At 69.5% G+C, this 24285-nt stretch carries 25 protein-coding genes; 6 read left to right on the plus strand and 19 right to left on the minus strand.

Annotated elements, in window-relative coordinates:
* Position 1: 1 nt before the first annotated feature.
* Positions 2-550 (minus strand): TetR/AcrR family transcriptional regulator, encoded by a 549-nt coding sequence (locus tag QE416_RS14255; protein WP_267787104.1) that lies wholly within the window; start codon positions 548-550, stop codon positions 2-4.
* 63 nt (positions 551-613) lie between these two features.
* Here QE416_RS14255 and lipB point away from each other — a divergent pair, with 63 nt between their 5' ends.
* Positions 614-1252, plus strand: coding sequence for a lipoyl(octanoyl) transferase LipB (gene lipB / locus QE416_RS14260; RefSeq protein WP_307317139.1), 639 nt, complete (start codon positions 614-616; stop codon positions 1250-1252).
* Positions 1249-2283 (plus strand): lipoyl synthase, encoded by a 1035-nt coding sequence (gene lipA, locus QE416_RS14265; RefSeq protein ID WP_307317142.1) that lies wholly within the window; start codon positions 1249-1251, stop codon positions 2281-2283. Before lipB ends, lipA begins: the two co-directional genes overlap by 4 nt.
* A gap of 81 nt (positions 2284-2364) precedes the next feature.
* Here lipA and QE416_RS14270 read toward each other — a convergent pair whose 3' ends face one another.
* The 8 genes from QE416_RS14270 to smc form a co-directional block, all read right to left on the minus strand.
* Positions 2365-3183: an ABC transporter ATP-binding protein gene (locus tag QE416_RS14270; RefSeq protein WP_307317145.1), complete on the minus strand. Its 819-nt coding sequence runs from the start codon at positions 3181-3183 to the stop codon at positions 2365-2367.
* Positions 3180-4211, minus strand: a complete 1032-nt coding sequence (locus QE416_RS14275; protein ID WP_307317148.1) for an iron chelate uptake ABC transporter family permease subunit — start codon at positions 4209-4211, stop codon at positions 3180-3182. Before QE416_RS14275 ends, QE416_RS14270 begins: the two co-directional genes overlap by 4 nt.
* A complete protein-coding gene (locus QE416_RS14280; RefSeq protein WP_307317151.1) occupies positions 4208-5251 on the minus strand; it encodes an iron ABC transporter permease in 1044 nt (347 codons plus the stop codon). The genes QE416_RS14275 and QE416_RS14280 overlap by 4 nt, the downstream gene beginning before the upstream one ends.
* Positions 5241-6284: an iron-siderophore ABC transporter substrate-binding protein gene (locus QE416_RS14285; protein ID WP_307317152.1), complete on the minus strand. Its 1044-nt coding sequence runs from the start codon at positions 6282-6284 to the stop codon at positions 5241-5243. The genes QE416_RS14280 and QE416_RS14285 overlap by 11 nt, the downstream gene beginning before the upstream one ends.
* 196 nt (positions 6285-6480) lie before the next feature.
* Positions 6481-6909: an MSMEG_6728 family protein gene (locus QE416_RS14290; RefSeq protein WP_307317153.1), complete on the minus strand. Its 429-nt coding sequence runs from the start codon at positions 6907-6909 to the stop codon at positions 6481-6483.
* Positions 6910-6913: 4 nt separating this feature from the next.
* Positions 6914-7414, minus strand: a complete 501-nt coding sequence (locus tag QE416_RS14295) for a DUF2004 domain-containing protein (RefSeq protein ID WP_103208919.1) — start codon at positions 7412-7414, stop codon at positions 6914-6916.
* 69 nt (positions 7415-7483) lie between these two features.
* On the minus strand, positions 7484-8356 hold the full coding sequence (ftsY, locus tag QE416_RS14300) for a signal recognition particle-docking protein FtsY (protein WP_115917976.1): 873 nt from the start codon (positions 8354-8356) through the stop codon (positions 7484-7486).
* 4 nt (positions 8357-8360) lie between these two features.
* A complete protein-coding gene (smc, locus tag QE416_RS14305; RefSeq protein WP_307317156.1) occupies positions 8361-11912 on the minus strand; it encodes a chromosome segregation protein SMC in 3552 nt (1183 codons plus the stop codon).
* A gap of 454 nt (positions 11913-12366) precedes the next feature.
* Here smc and QE416_RS14310 point away from each other — a divergent pair, with 454 nt between their 5' ends.
* Both QE416_RS14310 and QE416_RS14315 read left to right on the plus strand, forming a co-directional pair.
* Positions 12367-12654, plus strand: coding sequence for a hypothetical protein (locus QE416_RS14310; RefSeq protein ID WP_267787094.1), 288 nt, complete (start codon positions 12367-12369; stop codon positions 12652-12654).
* Positions 12655-12721: 67 nt separating this feature from the next.
* Complete coding sequence (locus QE416_RS14315; RefSeq protein ID WP_307317158.1) at positions 12722-13801, plus strand: GNAT family N-acetyltransferase; 1080 nt, start codon at positions 12722-12724, stop codon at positions 13799-13801.
* 42 nt (positions 13802-13843) lie between these two features.
* Here the strand turns inward: QE416_RS14315 and QE416_RS14320 are convergent, their stop codons facing one another.
* The 9 genes from QE416_RS14320 to QE416_RS14360 form a co-directional block, all read right to left on the minus strand.
* Complete coding sequence (locus QE416_RS14320; protein WP_307317160.1) at positions 13844-14128, minus strand: WXG100 family type VII secretion target; 285 nt, start codon at positions 14126-14128, stop codon at positions 13844-13846.
* Complete coding sequence (locus tag QE416_RS14325; RefSeq protein WP_307317161.1) at positions 14125-14550, minus strand: hypothetical protein; 426 nt, start codon at positions 14548-14550, stop codon at positions 14125-14127. Before QE416_RS14325 ends, QE416_RS14320 begins: the two co-directional genes overlap by 4 nt.
* Before the next feature lie 98 nt (positions 14551-14648).
* Positions 14649-16469 (minus strand): alpha/beta hydrolase, encoded by a 1821-nt coding sequence (locus QE416_RS14330; protein WP_373458861.1) that lies wholly within the window; start codon positions 16467-16469, stop codon positions 14649-14651.
* A 385-nt stretch (positions 16470-16854) separates the two neighbouring features.
* Positions 16855-17745, minus strand: a complete 891-nt coding sequence (mutM, locus tag QE416_RS14335) for a bifunctional DNA-formamidopyrimidine glycosylase/DNA-(apurinic or apyrimidinic site) lyase (RefSeq protein ID WP_307317166.1) — start codon at positions 17743-17745, stop codon at positions 16855-16857.
* On the minus strand, positions 17738-18430 hold the full coding sequence (gene rnc / locus QE416_RS14340; protein WP_267787088.1) for a ribonuclease III: 693 nt from the start codon (positions 18428-18430) through the stop codon (positions 17738-17740). Before rnc ends, mutM begins: the two co-directional genes overlap by 8 nt.
* 10 nt (positions 18431-18440) lie before the next feature.
* Positions 18441-18650 (minus strand): 50S ribosomal protein L32, encoded by a 210-nt coding sequence (gene rpmF / locus QE416_RS14345; RefSeq protein ID WP_013586329.1) that lies wholly within the window; start codon positions 18648-18650, stop codon positions 18441-18443.
* Positions 18651-18652: 2 nt separating this feature from the next.
* Complete coding sequence (locus QE416_RS14350; RefSeq protein ID WP_307317168.1) at positions 18653-19147, minus strand: DUF177 domain-containing protein; 495 nt, start codon at positions 19145-19147, stop codon at positions 18653-18655.
* Positions 19148-19377: 230 nt separating this feature from the next.
* Entirely contained in the window at positions 19378-19875 is a 498-nt protein-coding gene (coaD, locus tag QE416_RS14355) for a pantetheine-phosphate adenylyltransferase (RefSeq protein WP_103208883.1), read from the minus strand.
* Between the two features lie 41 nt (positions 19876-19916).
* Entirely contained in the window at positions 19917-22091 is a 2175-nt protein-coding gene (locus QE416_RS14360; RefSeq protein WP_307317170.1) for an ATP-dependent DNA helicase RecG, read from the minus strand.
* Positions 22092-22172: 81 nt separating this feature from the next.
* Here QE416_RS14360 and QE416_RS14365 point away from each other — a divergent pair, with 81 nt between their 5' ends.
* Positions 22173-22739 carry an RsmD family RNA methyltransferase gene (locus QE416_RS14365; protein WP_307317172.1) on the plus strand — a complete coding sequence of 189 codons (567 nt, stop codon included), beginning with the start codon at positions 22173-22175 and terminating at the stop codon, positions 22737-22739.
* 3 nt (positions 22740-22742) lie between these two features.
* On the opposite strand, the gene thiL is transcribed toward QE416_RS14365, so the two are convergent.
* Complete coding sequence (gene thiL / locus QE416_RS14370) at positions 22743-23747, minus strand: thiamine-phosphate kinase (protein WP_307317173.1); 1005 nt, start codon at positions 23745-23747, stop codon at positions 22743-22745.
* Positions 23748-23772: 25 nt separating this feature from the next.
* Here thiL and QE416_RS14375 point away from each other — a divergent pair, with 25 nt between their 5' ends.
* Positions 23773-24282 carry a DUF3515 family protein gene (locus tag QE416_RS14375; RefSeq protein WP_307317174.1) on the plus strand — a complete coding sequence of 170 codons (510 nt, stop codon included), beginning with the start codon at positions 23773-23775 and terminating at the stop codon, positions 24280-24282.
* Positions 24283-24285: the final 3 nt, after the last annotated feature.

The raw sequence follows: 24285 nt of genomic DNA on the forward strand, positions 1-24285 counted from the left end.
CTCACGCCGCGGAGAGCGCTTCTGCGAGCGTCTCGGCGAGCGAGCGGCCCGCGGCCGTACGGTCCGCCCACGCCCACACCGCTGCCAGCACCGCCGCCGACAGCGCCCCCGCGCGCACCTGCGAGAGCAGAGGAGGGATGCCATCGCGCACGAGTCGCGCCGAGATCTCGCTCTGCAACCGGAACTGGCGGATAGCGCGTTCGCGATCGAGTTCGCTCGCGATGCCCATCGCCTCGGCATTGGTGATGGCCAGCGCCAGGGCATCGGGGGCGAGCTCGTCGCCGATCGCCGTGAGTGCCGCGGTCACGTCCACGCCGTCGTGGAGCAGAGCGGTCGCGCGGGCGGATTGCTCGTCGAACCCCGACCACAGGACATCGCTCTTCGCCGAGAAGTAGTTGAAGAAGCTCGAGCGGCTGACGCCCGCGCGCCGGGTGATCTCCGACACGCTCGTGGCGTCGTACCCCTGCTCGAGGAACAGCTCGCAGGCCGCTTCCGAGAGCACTTCGCGCGACGATGCGCGCGGTCGTCCACTTCGAGGCTCGGCGGTCACGACCCCAGCCTAGGGGCGCACCCGCAGTGTATTGTTGGACCCAATCCAACATCGGAGCCATCGATGATCGACATCCACCACGTGGGCCTGGCCCCGCACTACGTCCCCTACCTCGACGGCTGGGCGCACCAGCGTCGCATCCACGCCGACGTCGTGGCGGGAGCGCGTACCGACACCCTGCTGCTGCTCGAGCACGAGGCCGTCTACACGGCGGGCAAGCGCACCGAGGCGCACGAGCGTCCCGACGACGGCACGCCGGTCGTCGACGTCGATCGCGGGGGCAAGATCACCTGGCACGGCCCCGGGCAACTCGTGGGCTACCCGATCGTGCGTCTGCCCGAACCCCTCGACGTCGTCGCGCACGTGCGCCGACTCGAGGCTCTGCTCATCACCGCCCTCGCCCCTCTCGGCGTCGACGGTTTCCGCGTCGAGGGCCGCAGCGGCGTCTGGGTTCGCCGCCCCCTCGGCATCGACAAGGTCGCGGCGATCGGTGTCCGCGTCGAAAAAGGAGTGACGATGCACGGCTTCGCCGTCAACTGCGACAACACCCTCGCCGGTTTCCGGCGCATCGTGCCATGCGGGATCACGGATGCCGGAGTGACCACCGTCAGCGAGGTGCTGGGGGCCGATGTCTCCCCCGCCGATCTCGTTCCGACGATCGAGCGCGTGTTCCGCGCCGAGTACGCGGCGGTGGCCGCATGAGCGCCTGCGGGACCGGGAACGCCGACGTCCCGGCATCCACCGCCCCGAACGGGCGGAAGCTCCTGCGCCTCGAGGTGCGCAACGCCGAGACGCCGATCGAACGCAAGCCGGAGTGGATCAAGACCAAGGCCAGGATGGGCCCGGAGTACACCGCCCTGCAGAGCCTCGTGAAGACCGAGGAGCTGCACACGGTGTGCCAGGAGGCCGGCTGCCCCAACATCTTCGAATGCTGGGAGGACCGCGAGGCGACCTTCCTCATCGGTGGCTCGCAGTGCACCCGCCGGTGCGATTTCTGCCAGATCGACACCGGCAAACCCGCCGAATACGACCGCGACGAGCCGCGTCGGGTGGCGGAGAGCGTCACGCGCATGCAGCTGCGGTACGCGACCGTCACCGGCGTCGCTCGCGACGACCTGCCCGACGAGGGCGCGTGGTTGCACGCCGAGACGGTGCGCCGCATCCACGCCGAGAACCCGGGCACCGGGGTCGAGATCCTCGCGACGGACTTCTCGGGGAACCCCTCCCACCTCGACGAGGTCTTCTCGTCGCGTCCCGAGGTGTTCGCGCACAACGTCGAGACGGTCCCCCGCATCTTCAAGCGGATCCGCCCCGCCTTCCGCTACGAGCGCTCGCTCGGGGTGCTCACCGCTGCCCGAGACGCGGGGCTCATCACGAAGTCGAACCTCATCCTCGGCATGGGCGAGGAGCCGGAGGAGGTCGTCCAGGCCCTCGAAGACCTGCGCTCCGCGGGCACCGACATCATCACGATCACCCAGTACCTGCGCCCGACCCCGCGACACCTGCCGGTGCAGCGCTGGGTCAAGCCGGCCGAGTTCGTCGAGTTCAAGGAAGAGGCCGAGCGCATCGGGTTCCTCGGTGTTCTCGCCGGTCCCCTCGTGCGCTCGTCGTACCGCGCCGGGCGCCTGTGGGCGCAGTCGATGGTGTCGAAGGGGCGGGAGATCCCGCCCCACCTGGGGCACCTGGCGAAAGACATCGCGGCAGCCGACGCCGGGTTCGCTCAGGCGGTCTGAGCTCTCACGCGGCTGCGTTGCCGGCGGGGGCCGCCGGCGATCGTCCCGCTCCGTGCCGGCCTCAGACGAAGGAGCTCGGGATCAGTCGCCCCGAGCAGGCTGCCGACGGTATCGGCTGATCGGCGACACCAGCGGCATGCCCGATGCGGGATCGGTCACGACGACGGACTCGATCCCGAAGACCTCGCGCACGAGGTCGACGTCGACGATCCGTTCCGGTGCTCCCTCGCGCACGATTCGGCCGTCTCTCATCGCGATGAGGTGATCGGCGTAGCGACACGCGAGAGAGAGCTCGTGCAGCACCATGACGATGGTGACGCCCCGCTCGCGATTGAGCTCGGCGAGCAGGTCGAGCACCTCGATCTGGTGACTCACGTCGAGGTACGTGGTCGGCTCGTCGAGCAGCAGAACGTCGGTCTGCTGCGCCAGCGCCATCGCTATCCACACGCGCTGCCGCTGCCCGCCCGACAACGAGTCGACCGATCGAGGGGCCAGATCCAGCACTCCGGTCGTCGCCATCGCCGTGTCGACGATCTCATCGTCTCCGCTCGCGCGCCGTCGCAACCAGCTCTGGTGGGGATACCGCCCCCGACCGACCAGGTCGGCCACCGTGACGCCCTCGGGCGCTATCGGCGACTGCGGCAGCAGACCGAGCCGTCGCGCGACCTCGGCAGTGGGCCGGGATCTGATGTCGGCGCCGTCGAGGAGAACCGTCCCCGCGGAGGGCGTGATCAGGCGCGCCATCGCCCGCAGCAGGGTGGACTTGCCGCAGGCGTTCGCGCCCACGATGACGGAGATGCGTCCCGGGGGGATCGCGAGAGTGAGGTCTTCGACCACGGGTCGCGCATCGTAGGCGAGGAAGACGCCCTCGGCACGCAGGTCGACGGGGTCGTCGTTCATGTGAGTCCTCCCGGACGGGTTCGGGTTCCTCGTGCCAGAAGCCACACGAGATACGGGGCGCCGACGATGCCGGTCACGACCCCCACGGGCAGGTCCACCCCCGGTATCGCGTACTGCCCCAGCAGGTCGGACGTGCTCACCAGCGCCGCTCCCACGGCCGCGGCGGCCCAGAGCGAGAGCGGGCCGGTGCCTCCGATCCGGCGTGCCAACTGGGGTGCCACGAGTGCGACGAATCCGATCGGGCCGGCAGCCGAAACGGCGACGGCGGCGAGGACCACCGCGGTGGCGAGCACGCCGACTCGCATGCGTTCGACGCGGAAGCCCAGGGCGGTCGCACTCGCGTCGTCGAGCTCAAGCGCCCGCAACCCGCGCCGCTGCAGCGTGAGCACCAGCGTCCCGATGAGAGCGATGACCCCGGTCGAGCCGACCACCGGCCACGCCGCTCCGCTGAGATTGCCGACCAGCCAGGTGTAGGCCACGCTGACGTCGCGGAGATCGGACAGCGTGAGCAGGTACCCCGTCACGGCCGATGCCAGCGCGGCCACACCCACGCCCACGAGCACCAGTCGCAGAGCGTGGATGCCGCGTCGCCAGGCCAGAGCGCCGATCAGGACTGCCGCCGCGATGCCGCCGATCACGACGAGTACGGTCAGGGTCACACCGCTCACGGAGAGCATCAGCACGGCGAACACCCCCACCGCACCGGCCGACGCGGTCACCCCCAGCACGTCGGGACTCGCCAGCGGATTGCGCAACACGACCTGGAAGACCGCACCGGCAAGGCCGAGCGCGGCGCCCACGATCACCGCCGCCGCGGCGCGGGGCATGCGCAATTCCCAGACCACATAGGTCGCGATGCGGCTGCCCGTGCCGGTGAGCGCACTCCACACCTCGGCCGGGGTGAGGGCCGCGGCGCCCAGAGACAACGCGACCGCCGACAGCGCGACCACCACGCCCACCGCGCCCGCGACCACCGCCAGGACGCGGCGCCGCTCGGCGCGTCGCAGGCGCGCCGTCACCGCGGTCACAGACCCACCGCCTTCATGCGACGCACGAGTGCGATGAACACGGGAGCACCGACCACCGCGACGATGACCCCGACCTGCACTTCACCCGGTCGAGCGACGACCCGCGCCACCACGTCGGCTGCGACGAGGAACGCCGCTCCCACCGGTGCGGAGTACGCGAGGATCCAGCGATAGTCGACCCCCACCAGCAGCCGGACGACATGCGGCACGACCAGCCCCACGAACGCGATGGGACCGGCGACAGCGGTCGCCCCGCCCGCGAGGGCCACGACGATGAGCCCGGCCATCAGCCGCGCGCGACGGACGCGCACGCCCAGACCCGCGGCGGTGTCGTCTCCGAGGGCGAACAGGTTCAACACCCGGCCGGACGCGAGCCCCGCCAGCAGCGCGACGACCAGGACCGGCAGCACCGGGAATAGTACGTCGAGGCCGCGCCCCGCGAGTGCACCGACCTGCCAGAAGCGCAGCGCATCGAGCGCATCCTGTCGAACGAGGAGGACCGCCGAGACCAGGCCGGCCAGGGCGGCGCTGAGTGCGGCACCGGCGAGTGCCAGTTTGGCGGGTGTCGCCCCGTCGCGACCGCCGGAGGACACCGCCCACACGACCGCCGCGGCCAGCGCGCCGCCGATCCACGCGAACCACATGTACTGGGCCGAGCCGACGGCGCCGAACACGGTGATGGCGACCACCACCGCGAGGGCGGCACCCTGATTGATGCCCAGGATGCCGGGGTCGGCCAACGGGTTGCGCGTCACCCCCTGGGCGATCGCGCCGGCGACGCCGAGGGCCGCCCCGACCAGCAGACCGACCACCGTGCGCGGAACGCGCTTGTCGACGATGGCGATGTGCTCGGCGTTGGCGGGGTCGTAGTGGGTCAACGCCGCCCAGACCGTCTCCGGCCGGATGTCGGCCGAGCCGACGGCGATACCGAGACCGGTGACGAGGACGAGCGCGCCGATGACGATCCCGGTGGCGGCGAGACGGCGGCGCGCGAGGAGGACTCGCGCGGCGCCGTCTGCGAGGGCGACCTCAGCCGACACGCTCGGCGACGGCGGCCAGCTGCGGAACGTACTGGTCGAGCATCCACGGGATCGACAACGCGGTGGGCGCGCTCGAGGCCATCACGAACGATTCTCCGACGATGGGGGCGAACCGCCCCTCCTTCACCTGCGGCATCGCGGCGACGAGGGGGTCTGCGACGAAGGCGTCGGCGGCATCCTGTGTTCCGAAGTAGGCGACGAGCACGTCGGAGCTCAACGATCCGAGGTTTTCGAAGCTGACCTTGTAGAAGTAGCTCGACGCATCGGAAGCGGGCACGTTGGCCTCGACGCTGGGTGCGACGGCCATGCCGAGCTGCGTGAGCAGCTGCACGCGCGGGTCGTCGGCGCGGAAGACGTTGAACGTCTCGGGCTGGTTGTTCGCGCCGTAGACGAAGGTCTTGCCCTGCAGCGCGGGGTACTTCGCGGCCAGCGTCGTGATCTCGTCGTTCGTCCGAGCGATGAGCGCATCGGCCTCGTCGGACAGCCCCAGGGCCTGACCGATGATCTTCGTCTGGTCCTGCCAGGACGTGGCCCACGGCTTGTCGGGGTATGCCACCACGGGTGCGATCTTGCTGAGCTCGTCGAACTGCTCCTGGGTCAGTCCGGAGTAGGGGGCGAGGATCACGTCCGGCTTGGCCTGGACGAACTCCTCCACGTTCGGCGTGCCGTTGTCGCCGCCCGAGAGCAGCTGCGGGGTCTGGCCGCCGAGCTCGTCGATGGCGTCCTTGTCCCAGGGGAGGATGCCGTCCACACCGCCGTAGGCGAACGCGGGCATGGCCACCGGCACCACGCCGAGCGCGAGCGCGGCATCCTGAGACGACCAGCCCCACGTGGCGACCCGTTCGGGCTTGGCGTCGATGACGGTCTGCCCGAGGGAGGAGTCGATGGTCACCGGGAACCCCGCGGCGGCCGGGGCGGCGGACTCCGGCGACGACGACGTCGTGCCCGCGCAGCCGGCCAGGGCGATCATGCCGGTGATGATGAGGGTGGCGGCTCCGATGAGACGGGTGCGACGGCGCGAGCGCACGGACATGGGACTCCTTCGAGGGTCGGGAAAACCTCGACAGCTTGAGGTTAGGACAGCCTCACCTTAGTGGAGTGGGGCGTGGTTCGCACGTCGGCACCACCGACGGCGGCTCCCGCAAGGCTGCGAAGCTCAGACGGCCTTCGACCCGCTCGACGTCGCGCGCGTCGATCGCCCCCGGAGAACAGCGAACGACGGGGTCGCCTCAGGCCGGCCAGACATACGGGAGGTCGTCGCGTATGTCGCCGAAGCGCGGTACGTAGAACTCGGCGTCCTTGCGGATGAGGTTGGAGCGGTGGGCGAGGTGGAATGCCTCGTCCCCGATCCACGGCGGCAGGTCGAGATCGCCCTGTTCGAGGCCGTCCACCTCGGGCGCGAAGTCGCGGATCTTCTCGCGGACGGTGTCCGCGCGCCCCTGCGAGATCCACTCGTCGGTCATCACCAGACCGTACGAGACAAGGGCGGGGAGGTGACCGTCCCACATCTTGGCCGCGAGATGGTGGCGCCAGCCGTGGTCAGGAACCGTCAGCGCGCGCAGCAGTTGGAAGGTCTCGACCCGCTGCTTACCGAGGCGCTTCGGATCGAGCACACGGGCGGAGTCGACGAACGAGGGATACGGCAGAAAGGTCTGCACGCGCTCAGTCGGCGCTCGTGACCGACTGGACGCTGCCGTCGGAGGCCAGGTTGACCAGAAGGACGTCGTCGGTCGCGTCGGGGTCGAGAGCGTACTCCAGCACCGCGAAGGGGTCTGCTCCCCCGTGCTCGTCGGCGAGGATCGTCATGCTCATCAGCTGCAGCGCCTTGATGACGTCGATGTGCGTGTCACCCGAGACGTCCGTGAGCAGGTCCTCGAGCTCTTCACCCAGGGTGGCCTGCTGCTGGAGGATGTACTCGGTCACCTCGCTGGTGCGCGAATCGAGTTCGTTGACCATGGCGTTCCGCGCGGCGAGGTCGATGGCCTCGAGCGACGAGACCATGGATGCCGCGACGTCGAGCGCCTCGGCCGACACGTCGTCCTGATCGGGGGCCGTCAGATCGACCGTGACGCTCTGATCGCCGAACTCGACGTTCTCGCTCCAGAAGATCGACCCGTCCGGGCCCGACTCGAGGAGTCCGAAGAAGTCGTGCTCGATGGCCATGGCTCCATGTAAGCATTCCGCCCGGTGTTGGGGAAGACGACCCGCCCGGGTGGGTGTGTGCGGTATGGGTCAGTCGACGAGAGAAGCCGCGAACACGTGCGGGGTGAAACCCGTAAGGTCGTTGATGCCCTCGCCCTGGCCGAGGAGTTTGACCGGGATGCCGGTGCGCTCCTGCACCGCGAGAACGAAACCGCCCTTTGCGGAACCGTCGAGCTTCGTCAGCACGAGGCCGGTGACCCCCGCGCTGTCGAGGAATGCCTGCGCCTGCATCAGCCCGTTCTGACCCGTGGTGGCATCCAGGACGAGGAGGACCTCGGCGATCGGCGCCTGCTTCTCGATGACGCGCTTGATCTTGCCGAGCTCGTCCATGAGCCCACCCTTGGTATGAAGTCGACCCGCCGTGTCCACGAGCACGATCTCGGTACCGGTCTCTTTCGCGTGGGCGACGGTCTGGAAGGCCACGGATGCCGGATCCTGGCCCTCGTGCTGTGGGCGCACGATCGTCGCTCCCCCACGCTCGGCCCAGGTCGCGAGCTGGTCGACCGCCGCGGCCCGGAAGGTGTCGGCGGCCCCCACCGTGACGGTGCGACCGTAGCGCTGCAGGAACTTCGCGAACTTTCCGATGGTCGTGGTCTTGCCCACACCGTTCACACCGACGACGAGCACGACCGCCGGACGCTCGGTGAGGCGAAGGGTCGTGTCGAACTTGGCGAAGTGCTCCTCGAGGGTCTCTTTGAGCATGCGCTGCAGATCACGCGGGTCGGTCGTACGGAAGCGCTCGACCTTCTCGCGGAGCTCATCGACCAGACGCTCGGTCACATCGGGTCCGAAATCGGCCGTCAGCAGCGCCGTTTCGAGGTCGTCCCACGTGGTCTCGTCGATCGTGGGCTTGACGAACAGCCCGCGCAGCGCGCGGCCCAGCGACCAGGAGTTCTCAGCCATTGCTTCAGCTTACGGGGGCGGCTTCGTCGGAGGTCTTCGCGACGGGGTCCTGCGTCGCTCGCGCGATCGCGCGATCGCCGACCCTCTGGCCCACGACCGCCGAGACCCCGTCCTGACGCATGGACACCCCGTAGAGCGCGTCGGCGATCTCCATGGTGCGCTTCTGGTGGGTGATGACGATGAGCTGGCTACTCGCGCGGAGCTTCTCGAAGACCCCGAGCAGACGACCCAGGTTGGCGTCGTCGAGCGCCGCCTCCACCTCGTCGAGGATGTAGAACGGGCTCGGGCGCGCCGTGAAGATCGAGGTGAGGAACGCCACCGCCGCGAGCGAGCGTTCTCCGCCCGACAACAGCGAGAGCCGCTCGATCTTCTTGCCGACCGGACGCACCGCGACCTCGATGCCGGTGGCCAGCGGGTGCTCGGGATCGGTGAGAGAGATGCTGCCGGCCCCTCCCGGGAAGAGAATCGGGAAGATCTCCGTGAAGGCCGCACGCGTGTCTTCGAAGGCCGCGACGAAGATCGTCTGCATGCGCTCGTCGAGGTCGGCGATGATCGTCTGCAGATCGGCGCGCGTCTGCTGCAGGTCGGCGAGCTGCTCGGTGAGGAAGGCGTGGCGCTGCTCGAGCGCGGCGAATTCCTCCAGGGCCAGCGGGTTCACCCGGCCGAGCTGCGACAGCTTGCGCTCGGCATCCTGGAGCCGGCGCTTCTGAGCGGCGCGCTCGAAGGGCATGCCCTCCTCCGCGTTCTCGGTGGGGATGGGCTGGTCGGGGCCGTATTCCGAAACGAGAATGTGCTCGTCCAACGCGAGCTCGGACTGAGCACGCTCGAGAAGACCGGTCACGTGGAGCTTCTTCTCGTGCATCTGCAGCTCGAGCCCGTGCACGCTTTCGGTGAGCCGTGCCAGACGCTCTCGCACGAGGGACTCGTCGGCTCGCGCACGAGAGAGCTCCTCCGTGATCGCCGTACGGGCGGACTCCGCGGCCGCCAGCTCGACGCGCGCCTGACTGACCGAGCGATCGACCGAGTCGAGCAGGGCCGGGAGGTGGCCCGCGACCTCCGCCGCGATCTCACGCTGCGCACGGCGAAGCACCGCACGGCGTGCCGCCTCGGCGGCCGCGGTTCGCTCGCGCTCACGTTGCTGCTCGAGCTGCACGATGCGAGCCTCACCGGCACGGACGCGCTCTTTCAGCGTCTCGATGTCGAGGCGGGCGCGCATCTCGGTCTCGCGCGCGGCGTCGACCTCTGCCGCCATTCCTTCGCGCGCCGAGGCATCGAGGAGCGGGCGTGGCGCGTCGAGGGCCCGGGCCAGCGCATCGTCGGCCCGACGTGCCGCGTCCTCCGCCTCGGCGACCGCGCTCTCGGTCTGCGCGAGCCCCGCGACCAGACGGTCGCACTCGGCGACCGCGGCTTCGTGGCGCACGGTCACGCGGTTGACCTTCTCCGCGTGAGCGGCCAGGGCTGCGTCATGCGCGCGAAGGGTCGAAAGGGCGTCTTTCGTGCGCTGGCGCGCATCGACCTGCAGGCGTTGTTCGTCGGCGAGGGCTTCTCTCAGCGAATCCACGATCACGACGACCTCGTCGAGCCGTTCCACGGCGGCGTCGCGCTCGGCGGCGAGTTCGAGGCGCGACCGGCCCGAGCCCGAGCCGGCGCGAACGGTCCGCGCGGTCACGACCTCGCCAGAGCGGGTCACGACCGTGAGCCCGTCCGCCAGACTCGACTGCGCCGATCGCGCGGCGTCGAGGTCTTCGACGATGAGGACGCGAGCCAGGATGCCGAGCACCCCGGGCGAGGCCGTGACGACATCCGCTGCGAGCACCGCACCGTCGAGCGCCGGGAGGGACTCCCCCGGCCCGGGGGCGTCGGCCAGAGCGATCTCGACCAGACCCAGGTCGGCCTCGGCGGCCGTGCGGGCCGCGGTGAACGCCGCTTCCGCGTCGTCGACGAGCAACCCTTCCGCGAGGGTTCCGAGCACCGCGGCCACCGCCGCTTCGTATCCGGCCCTGACCTTCAGGTCGTCGCCGACGAGACCCCGGATGCCGGAACCCCCGGCCGAGATCAGATCGGCGGCCGCGTTGCGGACATCCAGGGCGCGGCCGAGAGCGGTGGTCTGCGCGGTGAGCGCGTCGCGCTCACGCTCGGCGGTGTGTAGGCGTTCACGCAGGCCGGACACGCGCGCCTCGACGTCGTTGGCGTCGCGCTGAGCGCGCTCGTAGGCGGCCGCGTGCTCGGCCGTCGAGGCCTCGGGGACCACGTCGGGATCCAGCTCGGCGACGGCTTGCTCGGCTTCCGCCCGTCGGATCAGCGCGGCGTCGAGCGCCCGCTGCTGCCGGTCGACACCGGCACGCACGGCGGCAAGGGCCGAGCTCGCCGCATCCGCCGCTCCCCGCAGGCTCGTGATCTTCATGTCGTGTTCCGACACCAGCGCACTCTGCGCAGCGATGTCGACGTCGAGCGCGTCGAGGTCGGCGCGGGCACGCCTCACCGCTCGGGACGCCTCTGCCGCGGCATCCTGAGCCTCTCCGAGACCCGCGGCGATGTCGTCGATCTCGGCGCGGACGTCGTCGATCATCGACTGTGTCACCGTGGGGGCGAAGCCCGACCCGTCCGTCTCGTCGTCGCCGAGGAGCGTCAGGCGCTGGCCGGCCAGTGTGTAGAGCCCCCGGAGTCGCTCCTGCACCTGCTCGAGCGCGAAGGCGACACCGCGCGCGCGGTCGACGGCGTCGGAGCGCTGATCGTTCTCGAGGCGCTCCACCCGACCGCGCAGCCCCTCCGACTGCTCCTGCAGGCCCAGCCGCTCGGTGTGGCGCTCACTCTCGGCTCGAGCGGCGTCGGCGAGTTCCGCGCGCAGACGCACGAGCTCGTCGGCGTAGAGGCGCGCTTTCGCGTCCCGGACCACCGCGGCGATCGTCGCTGCCTCTCGAGCGATCTCGGCCTGCTTGCCCAGCGGCTTGAGCTGCCGGCGCAGTTCGCCGGCGAGATCGCTCAAGCGCGTGAGGTTCGTCTCCATCGCCTCGAGCTTGCGGACGGTCTTCTCTTTGCGTCGGCGATGCTTGAGGATTCCTGCGGCTTCCTCGATGAACCCGCGACGGTCCTCCGCCGATGCCTGGAGCACGGTGTCGAGGCGGCCCTGCCCGATGATCACGTGCATCTCGCGCCCGAGGCCCGAATCGCTCAGCAACTCCTGCACGTCGAGCAGGCGGCACGTCTGCCCGTTGATGGCGTACTCGCTCGCGCCGGTGCGGAACAGCGTGCGACTGATCGTCACCTCGCTGTAGTCGATCGGCAGAGCACCGTCGGCGTTGTCGATCGTCAGCTGGACCTCGGCCCGCCCCAGGGGTCCCCGCGTCGAGGTGCCGGCGAAGATGACGTCCTCCATCTTGCCGCCGCGAAGGGTCTTCGCCCCCTGCTCCCCCATCACCCAGGCCAGGGCGTCGACGACGTTGGACTTGCCCGACCCGTTCGGTCCGACGATGCATGTCACGCCCGGCTCGAGGGCGAAGGTGGTCGACTGCGCGAAGGACTTGAAGCCCTTGAGCGTCACGCTCTTCAGGTGCATGTCACCCGCCCTCCGCTCGATCGAACCGCGTGTTCACGGTATCCGAGAAACCGCAGGATTCCGCGGCGGCGGGCCGGTGGGCGCGGTTCGACGCGCCCGGCACCCGCCCCAATCTGAGCGGAAGCTTGACATTCGCTGACAGCCTTCGCTAGCGTCTGAGGTCGCAACCGACGTCGAAAGGAGGTTACTTCCATGATTCGCACCACGACCGGCTTCACCGCCACCGGCTTCATCGCCGTCCCCGTGCTCTCCGCATACGCCACGGGAGTGACCACCGCCGTCGGCATGCCCCCTCGTCAGGGCTAGTTCGTCGCGTCGAGACGCCTTGTCGTCTCCGCTTCCCGTGAGCCCGTCTCCTCGACGTCGGCCACCCGGACCCTCTGCGTCCGCCCCCGCGTGAGCTGTCTGCTCGACGCGCTTCCTCCTCGCCAGATCTTCTTTACGGAGCTTCCGCATGAACGCCCTGTTCACGCGCGCGCCGCAGCACTCCTCGGCCGCGCCTTCCACCCCTCCCACTCCCTCCACGATCACGTTCGACACGACGGCCTACCGGCCGCTGGGTCTGCTCGACCGCCTGTCGCTGCGTCTGGGGCTCTGGCTGCTCAACCGGCACGCCAACCGGGCCCGCGCCCTCGACCACCGCGCGGTCGAAGCCCTGCGAGCTCGCGACGCGGCCGCCGAGCGGGACCGCCGCGAGCGGGCCTGGCAGAGCGCCGCGGCGTTCAGCCGCCCGCCGTTCTGATCCCGGTGGGGTCGGCCTCTCGGCCGGCCCCACCCCTCCCCCGTCTCATCCGACGAAAGACCTTCGAATGACTTTCTTCCCCGCCGGCCTCGAGCTGCGCCCGCTTCACATCCCCGCCCACATCGACGATCCGGATGCCGCGGACTTCCGCGAGATGGTCCGCCTCCGCAACCTGGTCTATGCCGAGATCTCGGGGCACGACGATTCGTTCATGCCCGCCGACGAGCTCCTCCCGCTCTACCAACCCCGACCTGAGATGAAGCGATTCGCATGGATCGCCGTCCACCACGGCGAGGTCGTCGGGCGCGTGGGTCTCGACTTCCCGCAGGAGGAGGGCGCCCGCACCGGGTTCTGGCTCATCGAACTGCGCCGCTCCGCATGGGGCAACGGCATCGGTCGTGCCGCCTACGCCCTCATCGAGAACACCGCACGAGAGCACGGGCGTATCGTCCTGCAGTCGTGGGCCGAACATCCCGCCGCGGACGGACCGCGCCTCGACGCACCGACGGGATTCGGCTCGATCCCGCGGGATCACGCGGCGCGGTTTCTTCTGGCATCCGGATTCTCGCTCGAACAGATCGTGCGCGTGAGCTCGCTGGATCTCGCCGGAGCACGACCGCGCCTAGAGGAACTGTTCGCTGAGGCCGAACAGGCGGCCTCGGGCTACCGGATCGTGCAGTGGACTCTGCCCACGCCCGACGAGTTCGTGGACGCGTTCGCGTGGATGAAGTCGCGCATGGTGACCGACGCCCCCTCGGCGGACCTCGAGTTCGACGAGGAGGTGTGGGATGCCGGTCGAGTGCGCCGCTACGAAGCCGGCTACACCGACGCCGGACGGCACATGCTCGTCACCGCCGCCCAGCACGTCGACACCGGCGAACTTGCGGCCTTCAACGAACTCGTCATCGGCAAGGACCGCACCGCTGCCACCAGCCAGGAAGACACCCTCGTCGTCGCGGCCCACCGCGGCCACCGACTCGGCATGCTCGTGAAGTGCGCGGGACTCCTCGCGTGGCACGACGTCGCACCGGAGTCGCCCCGCGTGCTGACCTACAACGCCGAAGAGAACCGCCCCATGCTCTCGATCAACGAAGCCATCGGCTTCACGCCGATCTCGTACGAGGGAGTGTGGAAGAAGGTGCTGTGACGCGAGAGGGGGACGGGTCTGGCGTCCCGTGCCCCTCTCGCGTCATGACCACAGTGCGGTCACATCTGCCTCGGTCTGGGTGAGACGGTCACCGGCGTGCTGCGCCGCTCCCGTCGCATCAGCCAGCGCGGAATGCAAGCGACCGAGGGAGTCCGCCCATTCTCGGTGAGTACGCTCGTACGCCGCCTGCGCGGCACCCGACCACTGCCCACGCAGTGCGGTGACCTCCCGATCGAGGCCGTCCAGCTGATCCTGGATGCCAGCGATCACCCGTCGCAAAGCGGCGATCGTCTCCGCGTGCCGCTGGGGATCGAACCTGAGGGTCATGGGGTCGGCGTGGGGCTCGTGAGTTCGAAGATGTCGCCGGGTACGCAGGCACTGTAAGCACGGAAGTACACCGCACTCTCGCTCACGTCGAGCAGGTAGTAACTGCCGTCTGGATGAGTGCCGGTGAGGTACGGCGGATCCGAGAGGATCCACCTGGGCGGAGTCAGGTTGGTATCCCGTTCGATGGTGACGTCGTGGCCGTGCTTCTGCCACACGATCTGTGCCTGCGAAATGAGTTCCGCGGGATCACCAGGCAGCGGCGCCGACCGAGAAGCCGCGAACAGGAGGTTCACACCGTCTCCTGTCGAGTTATCCGAGCACGACAACCATGACGCGTCCACCTTCCAGCCGTCCGGGGCGATCGCCGCTGCGCTGGCCTCATAGAGGTCGGTTATTTGCGCTTCGACTGCTTCGGGGGTCATCTCGGGTCCCTTCGAGTTCTGTTCGCCACCGGGTGAGCAAGCGGTGAGCAGGCCGACGAGCAGCACGCTGACTGCGATGTAAGTGCGTCTATTCATAGTCAACGAATGCCGTTCCACCCGACCGGGTACTCATTCGATCCGCTCGACTGACGCGGCCCGATCAGGTCTGATTCTGTCAGCGGGCGGTCGACGATGACCTCGTTCCCGCGGCCCGTCGTTGCCAACGCCGTGTTGAACTGCGCGGTCGTGTTCGCATCGAAGTAGCTGAATGTCTCCGACCCGTCGCCGAACGGTCCGTGTTTGTCAACCGCGCGCAGCGTCTCGCCGCCGGGAGCGATGCCCGCTTCCGAGGAGAACTCGCGCGCCCCGAACGATGCCGCTGTCGGGTCGACGCGTCCGTCTAGGACGACGTACGAGGTGATCTGCCCGACAGGCGCCCAGCCGTCGTGACGGGCTTGAGATGCGAACACCTGTCCGGGAGGCACATTCAGGTCCGCGACGTTATCTACCTCATTGTCTACACCGGCCGAGCCGAGCAAGACGACGTGGTCCGCGTGAGCGTCGGTGAGCGCGAGTGCAGCGACATCGGTGCCATAAGAGTGGGCGATGACCGAAACCGAGGCAGGAACGCCAGACGCATCGTGAACAGCAGCCATCGACGTGAGGTCCCTCGCTAGGGCGGGTGCGCCCGCCTCGGCCTTCCCGTTGAATGCCACGTCCACCGGCATATCGTTCATCGGCGGGTGGTAGCCAAGCCAAGCGATGACCGCATAGTCACCTAGATCACCGCCTCCTACGAGCTGCTGTTGCAACTGTAGTTTGGCAGCGGCGTTGACGTATGTTTGCATGTCACCCGCCACGTTCGAGTTCATCCCCGGCACGATGAACGACACATTCCTCGCGGCATCCACGTCGCCGACGGCGACCTGCGCGAGCGGAGGTTCGTCAAGCACAACCGACACCAACGTGTGACTCTGGGCCGACTTCTTCAACGCCTCTAGCGCCGCGATCTGCTCCGACTTGTCGAGGGGGCTGCGCTTGGCATCCTCGATCGCTTGGTCGAGCACGATGCGATTGGCCTCATCACGCGCGCGGTAGGCCACTCCGCCGAGGTTGCCGATGACGGCGGGGGCAGCGTGGACCAGCGCTTCCTGCTGGTCACCGTCGAGACCCGACCACCAGCTCGCGACATCGGCGGGCGACGCCTGCGAGAGAAGAGCGGCGAGGTCGGGACGCGCCGACAACAGCGACGTGAGGTCGTCGCCGCGCAACGACTTCAGGACCGACAGCGCCGTCGCCGGCGTCACCGGCCCGCTTCCGAGGGCTGCGCTCGCCGACGCCCACACGGATCCGCTGTCGGCACGGAGCACCGCGGTCGCAGCAGCCACAGCCGCGGTTGCGGTGCGTGCCGCATCGGCCACCCATCTCCTCCCCTCGGCAAGCCAGCTGTCAGCCGTTGCGAACGCCTCCGCACTCGTGCGCGGCGGACTCGTGTCGGCGCCCCCGGCGAACACGAGGGGCCACGCGCCGGAGAACGGCTCGACGAAGCCCGGCGACTCCGCACCGGCCGTCTGCTCCGTGCGTTGAAGGGACCGCGCATAATCCCAACCCTCGATCGCGGTGGCAGCTCTCGCCTGTGCCCCCGCCAACGCCGACGCGTATGCGCGCATCGCGGCGCCGACACGGGCCAGCGCCTCGTCAGCGTCGGACCACGCGGTCGCCACCTGGGTCACGCGGGCGGTGTAGGCGTCGGCGGACTGTCCCACCCAGTCGTCGATGTTCTTCTTCCTGCCCACCGTCTCGGCGGCCTGCCGTGCGACACGCGAGCGCCGGGCGCACAGCTCGACAATCGCCTGGACGCCTCCGACCGAGCCCGGCACCAAGGACATCGGATCGGAGGTCTGCCCCAGTTCCGCCATCAGAAATGGTCCGCCTGGCGCACGTCACGAACACCTTCTTCATCGGCTGTCTCATACAACGTCGCCGAGGCCGCCAACGTCTGACACACACCCTCGGTCGCGGACACCCGCTGCATCCACCCACCTGTCAGAGCCTGCATGAACGCCGACAACGCCGCGGCGAGCTCAGCATCGCCGACACGTGCGGTCGCCGCCGTTGCCGTCTCCGGCTCAGTGATCTGTACGGCATACCGGACGACCGAAGCCGCGAAACGCAGCCCTTACGGATCCACTGACCAGCCGTTCATCGCCAACACTGTACCGATTACGCAACGCCACCGACGAGCACGATGATAAAAATCACCCGACGACTCAGCTGCTCAGAAGCGGGCGGCCCGTGCTACTTTCAGCGCCGCTTCTGGCAGTGCGGGCAGAAGTGGCTCGACCGGTTCATGAACGACACCCGCACGATGGGGCGCCCGCACCGCGGACACGGCTGGCCTGTACGCCCATAGGCATTCAGCGAGTGGGCGAAGTAGCCGGCCTGACCGTTCACGTTCACGTATTGCGCGTCGAAGCTGGTCCCACCCTCGGCAAGGGCCTTCTCGAGGACCGCCTGCACCTCGCCGAGTAGCCGATTGACAGCACGCGTCGGAAGATCGGATGCCGCGGTCTCAGGGTGGATACGCGCGGCCCACAGCGACTCGTCGGCGTAGATGTTGCCGATACCGCTCGCCACCGTCTGATCCAGCAGCACGCGCTTGATTCCCGAGGAGGTCCGCGTCAATCGCGCGCGGAATCGCGCGACATCGAAAGCAGGGTCGAGGGGATCTCGACCGATGTGCGCGACCTGCGTCGGCACGCGGGCGAGCTCCGAGCCTCGACCGCCCGCGGCACCATCGGGAGTATCGACGAGCCGATCGACGGCGAGAGAGCCGAAGGTGCGCTGGTCGGCGAAGACGACCGAAAGCGGCCCGTGCACCGGGTGCTCCAGCTCGATGCGGATGCGCTCATGCCGCTCCTCCGGCGCCCCGGGGGTACGCAGGAGCATCTGGCCGCTCATCCCGAGATGGGTGACGATGGCCTCATCGTCGGCCATCGGCATCCAGAGGAATTTGCCTCGCCGCACGGCGGACGCGATGCGCCGGCCGGTCAGCTCCGCCTCGAAGTGCGCCGCTCCCCCGGTGTGCCGGGTCAGCGCCCGCTCGTCGCGCACGTCGACAGAGGCGACGAGTGCACCGGACACGGCGGGTTCGAGGCCGGCGCGGACGACCTCGACCTCGGGAAGCTCAGGCACGCGCGTCGAGCTCGCGCCACGCGGTCAGCGCCGCTGCCATCTCGGCGTGCTTCTTGCTCGATCCGACGCCCGTAGTGACGACGTCGCCCGTCGTGACCGTGGCGGTGAAGCGTCGGTCGTGGTCGGGACCGGTGGCCTCAACCACGTACACGGGTGCCGCGAGCCCCAGGCGGGCAGCGATCTCTTGCAGGCTCGTCTTCGGGTCCATCGCCGCGCCGTAGCGCTCCGGGTCGGCTAAGAGCGGTTCGACCAGGCGAAGCACCATGCCGGTCGCCGCGTCGGGGCCGGCTGACAAGAACGTCGCCCCGATGAGGGCCTCCATGGTGTCGGCGAGGATCGAATCCTTGTCGCGCCCACCGGTGAGGATCTCGCCCCGACCCAGTCGCACGTGGTCGCCGAGACCGATCGTGCGGGCGACCTCGGCCAACGCCACCGTCGACACGACGCTCGCGCGACGTTTCGCGAGGCTTCCTTCGTCGAGGTCGGGATGCCGTGTGAACAGCCGGACCGTCACCGCCTGGCCCAGCACCGAGTCGCCGAGGAACTCGAGACGCTCATTGTGCGGGATGCCGCCGTTCTCGTAGGCGAACGAGCGGTGCGTCAAAGCAAGAGAAAGAAGCTCGGGGTCGATCTCGACCCCGAGCTTCTCGGTGAGCGCTGTGCGCTCGACGTTCTTCCGCGTCACGAATCGCCGATCAGACGTCGGCGACCTTGCGGCCCTTGTACTCGAGGAAGAGCTCGGTGCCCTGCGAGTCGGTGACGACCTTCGCCTGGTGGGGACGGCTGTAGACGACCTTGCCGTTCTCGATGGTCTTGACCAGCGCGGGGGCTTCAGCCTTCCACTGCGCACGACGCGAGCGGGTGTTCGAGCGGGAGACCTTCCGCTTCGGGGGGTTACCTGCCATGACTAGCTCTTCTCTGTCTTGGGGGCGGCGCGGAGCGCATCGCCGTCGTCTGGGGTGTACTGCTGGAGCGCAGCCCATCGAGGATCGACAGGCTCCTGCTCCGTGGTGCCGGGGCTTTCCGTCAGCCTCTCGCCCGTGTTCGGGTCGAGCCCGGGGCAGTCCGGCTGACACACCGGCTGGAACGGAAGCGACAGGACAATGGCATCCCGGACCAGATTTTCAAGATCCACGTGGTCGTCTTGAACGTCGAAGTCACTCGCTTCGTCCCCAGGATACGCGAAAAGTTCCTGGAACTCGACTTCGACAGGCTCGACGATGTCGATGAGGCAGCGTCCGCACACTCCCGTGGCGCTGGTGTCCACCGTGCCCGACACGAGGATCCCCTCGTGGACGGATTCGAGACGCACATCGAGTTCGAGCATCTCAGCCTCGGGGACGGAGAGCAGGCCCTCACCCCATTTCTCGGGGGCGGGGATGTCGAGGGTGTGTTCGCGCATCTCGCCCGGGTGGCGCTCGATGTCGCGTACGGGGAGCTGGAAGGGTCCGGGTCGGCGAGTTCTCACGGTCGTCAATGCTACCCGTGCGCCCCTGAGCAAGGGCCGGGCGGACGCGCCGGCGCCGCACTCTGAGCACTCACATCACGCATAAACGCTCTCAGCGCCCACAAACGCGAGGAGCGCGCGTTTCTATGCGCGGATCGCGTTTCTGCGTGGGGGGACGGCGCGGGTCAGATGCCGCGGGCGCCGGTGTCGAGGAAGCGCGCGACGGCGGGCGGGACGTAGGGCGACACGTCGCCGCCGAGGCCGGCCACCTGACGTACGAGCGAGCTCGAGACGAGCGCGTGGGAGGGGTCGGGCAGGAGGAACACCGTCTCGACGTGCGCGAGATCGCGATTGACGATAGCCATCGGCGTCTCGTAGGCCACGTCGACCTGAGAGCGAATGCCCTTCACCAGCACCTTCGCCCCCACCTCGGTGCAGTAGTCGACGAGCAGACCCATGCTCCACGCGGCGACGATCACATCGCCCTCGACGCCCGCCTCGGCGATCGACCGCTCGAGCAGACTCTGCCGCTGGGCGATGGGGAGCATCGCTTCTTTGCCCGGGTTGTGGACGACGAGCACATGCAGCTGATCGAACAGGCCGGCCGCTCGACGGATGACGTCGAGGTGGCCGAGGGTGGGCGGGTCGAATGAGCCGGGAACGACGGCGATCCGGGGATCCATGCCGTCAGCCTACCGACGCGGCCCTCAGAGCGGCTCGCCGGTCAGGACTTCGCCAGAGCGGCGCGCTCCTCGACACCCACGCGGCGTTCCAGAGCGGCGGCGAGACCGGGATGCCGCAGCAGGGCCGGGTCGTCGGCGAGAATCCGCTCGCCCTCGGCGCGGGCCTCGGTGATGAGATCGGCGTCGGTGACGACCCGCAGCAGGCGCAGCGAAGAGCGCGCACCCGACTGCGCACCGCCGAGCACGTCGCCTTCTCCGCGCAAGTCGAGGTCGACCTCGGCGAGGGCGAAGCCGTCGAGCGTTGCGGCGACGGCCTCGACGCGCGCGCGCGCCGACGTCCCGGGCGAGGCCTCGGTCACCAGCAGGCACAGGCCCGGGAGGCCGCCCCGGCCGACGCGCCCGCGCAGCTGATGCAGCTGCGAGACGCCGAAGCGGTCAGCTTCGAGGATCACCATGGTCGAGGCGTTCGGCACGTCGACACCGACCTCGATCACGGTGGTGGCGACCAGCACGTCGATGTCGCCGCGCGCGAAGGCCTGCATGACGGCGTCCTTCTCGTCGGAGGGCATCTTGCCGTGCAGAATCTGCACTCGGATGCCGGTGAACGTCGGCAATCGCGAGAGGAGAGCCTCGACCTGCACGACCCCCCAGCGCGTGCGCGCGCCCTCGGCCGCGGCGGCGGGCGCGTCGGCCGGTTCGTCGGTCTTCTCGTCGGCGGTGAGCTGGTCGGAGTCGATGGCGGCGCACACGACGAAGGCCTGGCGGCCCAGCGCGACCTCTTCGGCGACGCGATCCCACACGCGGGCGAACCACGCGGGTTTCTCGGCCAGCGGCGCGACGAAGGACTGGATGCCGGCACGCCCGGCCGGCATGGTGCGGATGGTCGAGACGTCGAGATCGCCGAACACCGTCATCGCTACCGTACGAGGAATCGGAGTGGCGGTGAGGACGAGCGTGTGCGGGGAGCTGCCCTTGGAGCGGAGCGCCTCTCGCTGATCGACGCCGAAGCGGTGCTGCTCGTCCACGACGACGAAGCCCAAGTCGGCGAAGGTGGTGGTCGCGCTCAGCAGCGCGTGGGTCCCCACGACGATGCGCGCCTGACCCGACGCGACGCGCAGCGCGGCCTTTCGCCGTTCGGCAGCGGGCATCTGCCCGGTGAGGAGCGTCGGCATGATCTCGGGGGCGAGCTCGGGCCCCAACATGCGGGCGATCGAGCGCAGGTGCTGGCCGGCCAGCACCTCGGTGGGGGCGATGAGGGCGGACTGACCGCCGGACTCGGCGACCTGCAGCATGGCACGCAGCGCCACGAGCGTCTTACCCGAGCCGACCTCACCCTGCACGAGACGGTTCATCGGCCAGTCCGCGACGAGGTCGGCTGCGAGCTGCGCACCGACGCTCCGCTGGTCCGGAGTCAACTCGAACGGCAGGATCGCGTCGAAGCGTTCGAGGAGCCCGCCGGGCGCAGCGCGGCGTTTCGTCGCCGACAGTGCCCGCACGAACTGCCGCTGCTGGAGCAGCGCGGTCTGCAGGACGAAGGCCTCGTGCATGCGCAGCGTCGCGATCGCGGGAGGGATGTCGTCGTCGCTCTCGGGACGGTGGATCTGCTCGAACGCCGCCCGGGCGGGAAGAAGTCGTCTGCGCGACCGCACGTCGTCGGGCAGAGGATCCTCGATCTCTCCGAGTCCGTCGAGCACGAGGGAGATCGTCTTCTGCACGAGAGTGCTCGGGATCGAACTCGTCGCGGGATAGATCGGAATGGGCCGCTTCGCCGTGACCTCAGCCTCGGCACGGGCTTCGGCGATGTCGTCGAACAGCTCGTAGTCGGGGTTCGTCAGCTGCGTCTGCCGGCGGTACTCGCCCACTTTGCCCGAGAAGATGCCGCGGCGGCCCGGCGTGAGGTCTTTCAAGCGCCACGGCTGATTGAAGAACGTCAGCGACATGCGTCCGTCGCCGTCGCTGATGACGACCTCGAGGAGCGAGCCGCGGCGGTTCTGCATGCGGCGCTCGTTCGCGCTGACGACCTCGGCGACGATCGTGACCGGCTCACCGAGCGGCAGCGAGTCGATGGGGGTGAGTTCGCCTCGCCGCGCATACCGACGGGGATAGTGCTCGAGGAGCTCGCCCACCGTCTTCACGCCGAAAGCCTTGTCGAATGCCGTCGCCGTCTTGCCCCCGATGGCGCCGTCCAGACGCGAGGCGAGCAAGAATCCGGGCATGATCCGAGTCTAGGCAGGCCCTCGGACATCGCCGCGCGTGCGCGCACCGGGCCGCGGCGCCGGGGACTCTAGGCTGAAGAGGTGACGCGCATCATCTCGGGCCGCGCCGGAGGCACCGTCCTCGACGTCCCACCCAAGGGCACTCGTCCCACGAGCGACCGCGTCCGCGAGTCGCTGTTCGGTTCTCTCGAGTCCGCCGGGCTCCTCGACGACGCGCGCGTGGCCGACCTGTACGCGGGGTCGGGGGCGCTGGGGCTGGAGAGCCTGAGCCGCGGCGCCGCCTCCGCCGACCTCGTCGAGTTCTCGGCCCCCGCCGCAACCCTGATCCGTCGCAACGCCGATCGGGTTCGAACCGCCGGCGTCGCCGCCCCCGCTCGGGTGCACCGCGCGAGTGTCACGACGTTTCTCACGGCATCCGGCCTCGAGTGGGATCTCGTCTTCCTCGATCCGCCCTACGACCTCTCCGACGACGACCTCACCAGAGCCCTGGTCGCTCTCGCCCCTCGGCTCAGTGCCGATGCGACGGTCATCGTGGAACGCGCGAAGCGCTCGGCCGCCCCCGACTGGGCCGCCGCGGGCTTGGAAGCCGAGCGCGACCGCGCCTACGGCGACACGACCATGTGGTGGGGTCGGCCGCGAGGCGCGTGAGTCTCAGCCGCGTCCGGCATCCCAGTCGCGGTAGGGGTCCCACCCCGAGCGACCTGTCCACGGCCGGCCGTCGACGGTCAGCGCGTGGTCCCCGCGCGTCACGACCGTCCCCACGCGGCGACCGAGCGGGTCGGCATCCATCGGGAAGGTGACGAGGAACCCGTGGTCTTCTCCCCCTCCGAGAGAGCGTCCGGGGTCCGCACCGAGGGTCGCGGAGTCCAGGGCGATCGTCACGCCCGACGCGTCCGCCAAGCGCGTGGCGTCGAGCACCAGGCCGTCCGAGATGTCCATCATCGCGGTGGCCCCCGCGTCCGCCGCCCGAAGGGCTTCGGCGATCGGAGGGCGGGGCGTCAGTTGACGTGCCAGTCCGCGCGCGTCGTCGGCGTCGAGAGCCCCGCGGGCCTCGGTCGTGACAGCGACCGGGGTGCCCGCGGCATCCGTGAACCTGTCGAACAGCACCTCCAGCCCCCGTGCGGCCTCGCCGAGCTCGCCGATCACGTACACGCCGTCATCGACACGCGCCCCCGATCGACGCACGGGGTCGCGGCCGTCGAGACTGCCGAGGGCGGTCACGGCGATCGTCAGCGTGTCCGACACGGTGAGGTCTCCGCCCTCGACCGCGCAGTCGGGGGCGAGCTCCGCGCACGCGGCGGCGAGACCGTCGGCGAACCCGCGGACGAAGGAGATCGGCGTGTCGTCGGGCATCGCGAGAGCGACGAGCAGGGCGATGGGTCGCGCGCCCATCGCGGCCACGTCGGCCAGGTTGACCGCCGCCGACTTGAAGCCGAGGTCGAACGGCGACGACCATGCCAGGCGGAAGTCCGGGCCGTGCACGAGGGTGTCGGTCGTCGCCACGACCCGCCCGTCGGGGACGGCCAGCACCGCGGCATCGTCGCCGGGGCCGACCGACGCGGTCGAGGGCGGAAGGCGATCCAGGATGCCGCGCAGGATCTGCCCCTCGCTCAGGTCGCCCACGGTGGTTGCACGGGTGGTCTCGGCGTCGGTCACTCCCCCACGCTATTAGCCTGGAGGGGTGCCCCGCTCCTCCCGCCTCCTCGCGCTCCTCGCCGCCGCAGCTCTCCTCCCGGGACTCGCGGCGTGCAGCACCACGGTCGCGATGCAGCCGGCGAAGGACGCGAACAACCCCGCCTGCGCCGAGATCACCTCGCGCCTGCCGAAGACGATCTCCGGCCAGGAGCGGCGGTGGACCGACGCGCAGTCGACCGGAGCGTGGGGGGATCCCTCGGCGATCCTCATGACCTGCGGTCTCGAGACGCCGGGCCCCTCGACCCTGCCATGCCGAGCGTTCGACGGCGTGGACTGGCTCGTCGACGAGTCACAGGCGTCCGAGAACCGCTATACGCTCACGACCTTCGGCCGCAGCCCCGCCGTCCAGATCTATCTCGACTACTCGGCCGCGAGCAGCGCCGACGTCGCGCAGGCTCTCGGGCCCCTCATCCGCTCGTATCTGCCCGCGACCGGGGCGGTGTGCACCTCGGCATCCGACGCGACGGCGTCGCCGACTCCGACGCCCACGCCCTGACAG

This window comes from Microbacterium sp. SORGH_AS_0421, from assembly GCF_030818635.1.
GTDB lineage: Bacteria > Actinomycetota > Actinomycetes > Actinomycetales > Microbacteriaceae > Microbacterium.

What these genes read in the sequence shown, in the direction of transcription:
- lipB (WP_307317139.1), top strand. Translation starts at nt 614, where the DNA reads ATGATCGACATCCACCACGTGGGCCTGGCCCCGCACTACGTCCCCTAC.
- lipA (WP_307317142.1), top strand. Translation starts at nt 1,249, where the DNA reads ATGAGCGCCTGCGGGACCGGGAACGCCGACGTCCCGGCATCCACCGCC.
- QE416_RS14270 (WP_307317145.1), bottom strand. Translation starts at nt 3,183, where the DNA reads ATGAACGACGACCCCGTCGACCTGCGTGCCGAGGGCGTCTTCCTCGCC.
- QE416_RS14285 (WP_307317152.1), bottom strand. Translation starts at nt 6,284, where the DNA reads ATGTCCGTGCGCTCGCGCCGTCGCACCCGTCTCATCGGAGCCGCCACC.
- QE416_RS14295 (WP_103208919.1), bottom strand. Translation starts at nt 7,414, where the DNA reads ATGGCCATCGAGCACGACTTCTTCGGACTCCTCGAGTCGGGCCCGGAC.
- ftsY (WP_115917976.1), bottom strand. Translation starts at nt 8,356, where the DNA reads ATGGCTGAGAACTCCTGGTCGCTGGGCCGCGCGCTGCGCGGGCTGTTC.
- smc (WP_307317156.1), bottom strand. Translation starts at nt 11,912, where the DNA reads ATGCACCTGAAGAGCGTGACGCTCAAGGGCTTCAAGTCCTTCGCGCAG.
- QE416_RS14310 (WP_267787094.1), top strand. Translation starts at nt 12,367, where the DNA reads ATGAACGCCCTGTTCACGCGCGCGCCGCAGCACTCCTCGGCCGCGCCT.
- QE416_RS14315 (WP_307317158.1), top strand. Translation starts at nt 12,722, where the DNA reads ATGACTTTCTTCCCCGCCGGCCTCGAGCTGCGCCCGCTTCACATCCCC.
- QE416_RS14320 (WP_307317160.1), bottom strand. Translation starts at nt 14,128, where the DNA reads ATGACCCTCAGGTTCGATCCCCAGCGGCACGCGGAGACGATCGCCGCT.
- QE416_RS14325 (WP_307317161.1), bottom strand. Translation starts at nt 14,550, where the DNA reads ATGACCCCCGAAGCAGTCGAAGCGCAAATAACCGACCTCTATGAGGCC.
- QE416_RS14330 (WP_373458861.1), bottom strand. Translation starts at nt 16,469, where the DNA reads ATGGCGGAACTGGGGCAGACCTCCGATCCGATGTCCTTGGTGCCGGGC.
- rpmF (WP_013586329.1), bottom strand. Translation starts at nt 18,650, where the DNA reads ATGGCAGGTAACCCCCCGAAGCGGAAGGTCTCCCGCTCGAACACCCGC.
- QE416_RS14350 (WP_307317168.1), bottom strand. Translation starts at nt 19,147, where the DNA reads ATGCGCGAACACACCCTCGACATCCCCGCCCCCGAGAAATGGGGTGAG.
- coaD (WP_103208883.1), bottom strand. Translation starts at nt 19,875, where the DNA reads ATGGATCCCCGGATCGCCGTCGTTCCCGGCTCATTCGACCCGCCCACC.
- QE416_RS14360 (WP_307317170.1), bottom strand. Translation starts at nt 22,091, where the DNA reads ATGCCCGGATTCTTGCTCGCCTCGCGTCTGGACGGCGCCATCGGGGGC.